Annotated in this window: 5 protein-coding genes; all 5 read right to left on the minus strand. The window is 53.4% G+C overall.

Going from position 1 to position 6,897, the window contains the following annotated elements; genetic code table 11:
- A partial coding sequence (locus OB13_RS08960; RefSeq protein WP_461489821.1) for a DUF4302 domain-containing protein occupies nucleotides 1–260 on the minus strand: 260 nt, incomplete at its 3' end.
- 35 nt (nucleotides 261–295) lie between these two features.
- The gene (locus OB13_RS08965) at nucleotides 296–1,150 is read right to left on the minus strand and encodes a zinc-binding metallopeptidase (protein ID WP_461489822.1); all 855 of its coding nucleotides are present in this window, start codon (nucleotides 1,148–1,150) and stop codon (nucleotides 296–298) included.
- Nucleotide 1,151: 1 nt separating this feature from the next.
- Nucleotides 1,152–2,606: a RagB/SusD family nutrient uptake outer membrane protein gene (locus OB13_RS08970; RefSeq protein WP_461489823.1), complete on the minus strand. Its 1,455-nt coding sequence runs from the start codon at nucleotides 2,604–2,606 to the stop codon at nucleotides 1,152–1,154.
- Nucleotides 2,607–2,610: 4 nt separating this feature from the next.
- Nucleotides 2,611–5,982, minus strand: coding sequence for a SusC/RagA family TonB-linked outer membrane protein (locus tag OB13_RS08975; protein WP_461489824.1), 3,372 nt, complete (start codon nucleotides 5,980–5,982; stop codon nucleotides 2,611–2,613).
- A 227-nt stretch (nucleotides 5,983–6,209) separates the two neighbouring features.
- On the minus strand, nucleotides 6,210–6,809 hold the full coding sequence (locus tag OB13_RS08980) for a hypothetical protein (protein ID WP_461489825.1): 600 nt from the start codon (nucleotides 6,807–6,809) through the stop codon (nucleotides 6,210–6,212).
- Nucleotides 6,810–6,897: the final 88 nt, after the last annotated feature.

Here is a 6,897-nt window from a genome sequence, read left to right on the forward strand (position 1 = left end):
GCATCGGGGTTGATATCGCTTACCGTCGTGACCCGGTCATTTTCAGAAAACCTGAACAGAAAGGTATAGGCGGCGGCACCAGCCGGGAAAAGCGTAGCCTTCCAGCCATTTTCTGCACCGACCAGCTGGGTTTTATACTCCGTCAGTATTTTATTCAGGCGCTCGTCCGGCCTCTCTCCGGGCGCCGGATCATTGTCCTCTTTGTCGCAGGCCGATAGCATGGATACTATCACAAGGCCTAGTAGTACTATCTTTCTCATACTGATCTTATCTGGGTACGGGTGCCTGCGCCTCACTATAAGGCGTCGATCGCGGCTTCGGATCTTGCCTGCAGGCTATACAGGTCTAAGTTCCAGGCTTCTTTAAAATAGCGAACCACGTACTGTTCTTTTTGTCTTAGCAAAGGCTGTGCGGATGCCGGGGCACTGTTTACGATGGCATCATAGCCTGTTTTTCCTTCCGTCAGCATAATGGATACCATCTCTACAAAATCCTCGTCCGGGCTGCTTCTGGCATATTCGGTGATGTAGCCCCTTGACCTGGCATCGGCCAGCGAGAAATCGTTCCAGCTGGCGGTATAGTCGGTCGTGATGCGCTTGAACTCTTCCGGGTACATCACCGTCTGCTGCAGGATATGGGCAAATTCGTGGTGGATGGTATGCAGCATCTGTTTTACTTCAGACTCCAGCTTCGGGTCAAAATCATTCACCACGTAAAGCACCACTTTACGGCCTCCTTCTGCAGTTCCCAGCGTGATGGTACCGTTGGTGTTATACTCGGCGCTGCCGATCAACACGAACTGTTTCGGGGAAAGCTTCTTGATAAAATCGGGTCCGGCTTCCTGCTCATACGGCTCGATCCAGGTTTTGCGGATGGTCTCCATGACCGGTATGACTTTGTCTTCTCTGGGCGGGACCAATACCCTGTTCAGCGCCACTTCGTAGCGGTCGAAACGGTACTTTACTTCGATGTTGTAAGGCACTACATAATTCTGATTGAGCCAGTCGTCCAATGGGCCTTTGACCCATGTTTCGCCGCCCAGGCCAGGGAGCGGGGCGTCCGGGTCATCCTCTTTGTCGCAGGCCGAAAAGAGGCTTGCAACAAAGACGAGTAAAAATAGCAGGTTGTATTTCATGTGCATGTTTTTCATGTTAACGGGGGTTTCGGGCGATGCCTGCCAGCTCTGCTTCCTCCGGTATTTGCAAGACCCGGTGCAGGTCGCCCGGTGCGGACACGAAGACCTGGCCGTCAGCTGTCGGATGCTGCACCGTAAGGCCATGTCGCAGAATATCAAACCAGCGCATTCCTTCCTGCACAAATTCGGCTGCTTTGAAATCGAGCAGGGTGGCCATCAGGCCTGATTTTACATCGCGGGTACCATAGAAAGCCCTGACTTTGGCGTCCGTAATGTCGTGGGTAGCGGCATCGTAGTTTTCAATGCGCGTGCTGGCAAAGAGGTTCAGATCCGCCCGGGCAGCTTCAAGGTTGTTTAGCTCCAGGTTTGCTTCGGCCCGGTTGAAGAGCACTTCTTCTGCCGTGAACAGCGGGAAAATGGTGTAAGGGAAACCAATGTCTGCATTAACGTCAGTGCGGACAAAATGCTCCCGGAATTTGAGGACAAGCCAGTTGTCTGAGCCTTGTGTGTAGAGTGGGTATACCCATGTGGCTCCGGTCACGTTCTGACTCCTGAACAGGTAGTTGACAACAGGGGTGGCCAGGCCATAGCGGTAGCGGCCATAGTTGCGCGCCCACAGCGAGGCCGTCTCGACGAGCAGCAGGTTGGCCGGTTCGGTCGCCTGGGTATAGACAGCCAGGCCTTCATTTGCCGTCAGTTTGCTGTATACACTCACCCAAAGCCTCAGGTTAGGACCTATGTTGCCCCCCGGGAAAACTTGGTTCGCATGCTCTATCACCTTGGCATAGTCCCGTTTGAAGAGATAGAACCTGGTCGCAAAAGCATGTGCTGCAGCCGTATTGAAGTGGTATTTAGTCACACGGTACGCATTGTTGTTGATCAGGGGCAAACCCTCGGTGATATCGCGCTCGATCTGCTCATACACGTAGGCTACCGTTTTGCGCTCATACTGCTGTAACACGACCTTTTCAGGTTCGGTCACATAAGGTATACCCGGATCGGAAGCCGCTGTAGCCGGATCGTATACCTTGGCAAACAACGTGACCAGCATAAAATGGGAGTAGGCCCTGGCAACGAGTGCTTCCCCCTTTTGGGCGCTGTATTCCGCTGGATTGGGAGCATTCTCTATTGCTTCCAGCGCATGGTTGGCAGCGGCAATGGCGGCGTAGCAGGCATACCAGTAATATTCGGGGGAGCCCTGGTCCCGGCCCTGTACATCCTGGTAGAAGTAAGAATTCTGGTTGATCTCATCCACTACCACCTGTCCGGCGCCTTTGTCCAGGGCCAGGTCCGACATTGTTTCTGTGAAAGTGGCATAATCTGCCTGCGGGTACGCCGTGGTGAGCAGCTCACTTACTTTCTGTACCGTGTCCAGCTGTGTTCGCTGGTCCACGGCCTGCTCCAGGTAGTCATCGCAACCGGTGGCTGCCACCAGTAGGACGAGGTATAGGTAGGGTCGTATCTTTTTCATGCTATCAAAAACCTGCTTTCAGCGATAAGGTGAACTGGCGGGGAACCGGCAGGGCGACACCCCCCGAGCCAAAGAATTCCGGATCCTGCCCGTTGAGTCTGTCATCGGCATAAATCAGCCACAAGTTGTTCGCTACCAGACTTACCGAAAGGGCATTCAGGCCGAAAGAACTGACCCGGGTTGCCGGCAAGTTATAAGAGAGCGACACTTGCTTTAGCCGCACAAAATCACCATCTACCACGCGGGCAGTAGAGTAGTTATAATTGTTATAAGGATAGGTACCTCCCAATTCTGCTGCTTCCACACGATCCAGGATAGAAGGAATATCGGTGGTTGACTCGTCCCCGGTCAGCAGCCATCGCCTCAGAAAGTCGTTGGGCATGGCATCGAGGTCGGTATAGCTGGTTTTGAAGGCCGGGTTGAGCCTGATCTTATGGCCTCCGCTATAAGTTACCAGGCCGGAGAGCGTAAAGTTTTTGTAGCGCAGGGAGTTGAACCAGCCACCGTTCACGATCGGGTCCACGGGGCCTTCGTACTTCAGGTACTGCGTCTCGTCGCTTTGCAGGTATACGTTGCCACTTCTCTCACCGCTTTCATTCGTAAAAATCGGGGTACCGTTTTCCGGGTCAAGCCCCTCGAACCTGATGGAAAACAGGCCCCGGTAAGGAAATCCTTCTTTCGGCCCACCTTCCGGAGTAACCAGCGACCAGATGTCCGGGTTGTTTTGCAAGTTGGTGATCTCACCTTCGTTGTAGCCGAATGTCAGCTGTGTCCGCAGGTTTAGGTTCTGGTTGTCGATCAGGCTACTGCCCAGTGTCAGTTCCACTCCGTGTGATTTCATGTCGGCGTAGTTGGCAATTTTGACGCTCTCGCCGCCTATACCTGAGGTTCGGATAAGGCCGATCAGGTCGAAGGCCTTCCGTACATACCCGTCTACCGTCAGTTGCACCCGCTCGTTGAACAGCCCGGCGTCCAGACCTACGTTGGTCTCATACTGCTTCTCCCAGGTGAGTTCCGAGTTCTCCAGGTTCTGGATAAAGATCATGGATTCTACCTCTGTCAGGTAGGGTCTGCGGGTGCTGCCGCTTTGCAGAACCAGGCTGGAGTTGGTGGCATTGCCCATACTGGCGGTGAGGCCATAGGTGGCCCGCAGCGTGAGCCGGTTCACCAGGTCCTGCTGCTGCATAAAGGGCTCGGTGTCTATGTTCCAGGAGCCGCTGACGTTCCAGGTGGGCAGCCAGCGCGCTGTGCGGGACTCCCCGAGTAAGTTGGAGCCGTCGTAGCGCACGGTGCCGTTCAGGTTATACTTGCCCTTGTAGGAATAGGCGCCATTGGCCATGTAAGCCAGAAAACGATCATAGCGCAGGTTCATGCCATAGTAGTTGAAGTTGCCTTCCACACCCTGCTTGATGATGTTGGGATCGATGTAGGGTACCCCGCCTTTGTCGTACTGGTAGCCATAGCCGTTGAAAAACTTGTTCTGCCGGTCAGCATACCGGAGCTCCTGTGAAGCAAACAGGCGCAGGGTATGGATGTCGTTGATCGTCTTGTCCCAGTCCAGGGTGTTGCGCAGGTAATAGCTGGTCAGGTTGTCGTCGTTGGTATTGTAAAAGCCGCCATAGGGGAGCACGACCACCGGCTGTGCCTCCGGATTGTCCGGGTCGCGGTACAGGAACCGGTTGTTTGCCTGTACGGTAGCATCATCAGCTGCCCGGTAGGCCATGGCCATGTTGGAGTTTTCGCGCACCTTGTGTTCCCGGCTGGTATTGGCATGGCGCAAAGCCCCGGAGAAATCATATTTCAGGTTGCTGAGGATTTTGTACGTAAAATCTGCCTGCAGTTTCACGTCCAGCACCGAGAGCTCCAGGGTGTTGTTATCCAGCTCGGTCAGGATGTTGAAAGGAGCGAAGTTTCTCCTGAAAAACTCCCGGTTACCGTTCTCATCAAAGGCGGTCAGGGTACGGCTGGTGTTGAGGGCATAACTGAACGGGTTGATGTCAAAGTCCCGGTTGAACTCGCCTGTCACCGGGTTGCTGATCCGGCCGATCGTGCCAGGCGCCTGCTGCTCGCGAATGGAACCCTGCGTGATGAGGCCGAGGGATATTTTGTCGGAAAAGTTGAAGTTTGCCCGCGCATTTCCGGTAAAGCGTTGTACTTCATCTGCCACGGTCCAGCCTTCGTCCTTCAGAAAGCTGGTAGAGAAGTAGAGCTGTGTTTTTTCTGAACCGGAAGAGATGCTGACCGAATGCTCCTGCATAAAGGAGTTCTGGAAGAGCTCGTCAAACCAGTCGGTATTGGCCCGGGCGTAGCGCTCCAGAAAAGCGCCTCTTGCTTCGGGTGTGTTTTGTAAGCCAAAGGTGCCGCTTGCGGCGTCATAGGAGTTGATGAGGTCATACATCTTGGTATAGACCCCGCCATTCTGCCTGCGCGAGGCATCGGAATGATTGAGCCAGCCTTTGCGCTCCAGCTCCAGGTATACCGACATCTGGTCTGCCGAGTTCATGATGTCAAACGAACCATAGGTTGGCTTCAGGTAGGTTGAAAAGTTGCCGGTATAAGAAACCAGGGGCTTTCCGACTCGTCCTTTTTTGGTCGTGATCACCACCACGCCATTCATGGCCCGGGCGCCGTACAGGGCAGTGGCAGAGGCATCTTTGAGGATCTGGAAACTCTCAATGTCTTCGGGGTTCAGGCCGGCAACAGAAGAGCCTATCAGGGTCGCAGGATCGCCGGTGGAAAGCTGCTCGTTCGATACATTGATTACGTCTTCCAGGATAATGCCGTCTACTACCCACAGCGGCTTGTTGTCACCGGTAATGGAAGTGGCCCCGCGCACGCGTATTTTGGGGGCGGCACCGAAGGTCCCCGAAACGTTCTGCACGTTCACTCCCGCCACTCGCCCTTCCAGCATCCGGCTGACATCGGTTATACCTTCCCGCCGGGCCTCGTCGCCTTTGAGCAGGGCAGCGGAGCCGGTAAACATTTTCCGGTCAATGGTCTGATACCCGGTTACCACCACTTCGCTCAAGGTGCTTACGTTTTCTTCCAGCGTCACCTCTAGGCTTGTTCTGCTGCCTACGCTCACATCCTGTGTTGTGTAGCCGATCATCGAGATCACCAGCGTGGCGTTTGGCTGTACCTGTAGCTGGAAATTGCCATTCTGATCGGTGTAGGTTCCGTTGGATGTGCCTCTTTCCAGAATCGTGACCCCGGGCGAGACCTCTTCAGCACCGCCTGCGGTACGCAATTTTACAGTACCCCGGACAGGAATAGCATCCTGGAGGCTTTGGGCATGGGCGATACCGGTGGCCTGGGCAGGGTGAATGCAGATCGGGTGCGTGATGACCAGCAGTAGCAGCAGCGGAAACCTGGCCATTCTACTTTTAAAATGATTATTCATGAGGACGTAGCTGTGCTATTTTGCAATGAATAATGTAGGTGTAAATTGTTTGTTCCCATACCTGGTACCTTTCCAAACAGCCGCCTGATCCTGCTCACTATACCCTGGGAGGCAATAGGAACAGATACACCAGCACCATTTGTCCCCATAAAAAGCCAGGAGGAGTGAGTGGGCCATCTGTCAGGACGGCTCACACACCGCTGTTATTTTACCTGGATTTTGCGAACCTGGCTCTCATCTATATGAAAGTATGCCTTCACTTTTGCATAGTCCTGGAGATCTACTGCCGGGCCGGATTTTCTGCCGTTCAACAACTCTCCCGGAATAATGACCATTCTGAAAACCTGATCATCCGTTAATTCCGGGTGTTCAGCCAGCTTCAGTTGGGTCTGAATAAACAAAAATGCAAACACGCCGGAATAGGCATAGTTATAGGTTGCCGTTCCACCGCCTTCTGCATTAAAGGTTTGTGGCAATGGGCTCCAGAAAACGGTAGGATTATCCGGATCATCCGGATTATCAATAGTTCCTGCAAATATGTACATCATAATCACATCGGATGCGGCTACCGTTATCTCATTTTCTGCAAATCCGAGGGCGAAAGTATAGTCATCCTCTTCCGTAAATGTCCATTGGAAGTCCAATACCTTGGCTTGCTGCGTCACTCCGGGAGGCCCTTGTGCACCTGGAGGCCCTTGTGGACCAGCTGGCCCTGCCGGACCTGCAGGTCCTTTGTCGCCTTCACAGGCTACCTGGCCCAGCGCAACCACCAGAACCAAAATGTATTGTATGAATCTTTTCATGTTGAAGAAGTTAGAAATTAAAATGATCAGGACTACAGAGTGAATGGAATTGGTTTTTATACGAAGTATTTAAAAAAGATATATAAAT

The sequence above is a fragment of the Pontibacter sp. HJ8 genome (genome assembly GCF_054824225.1).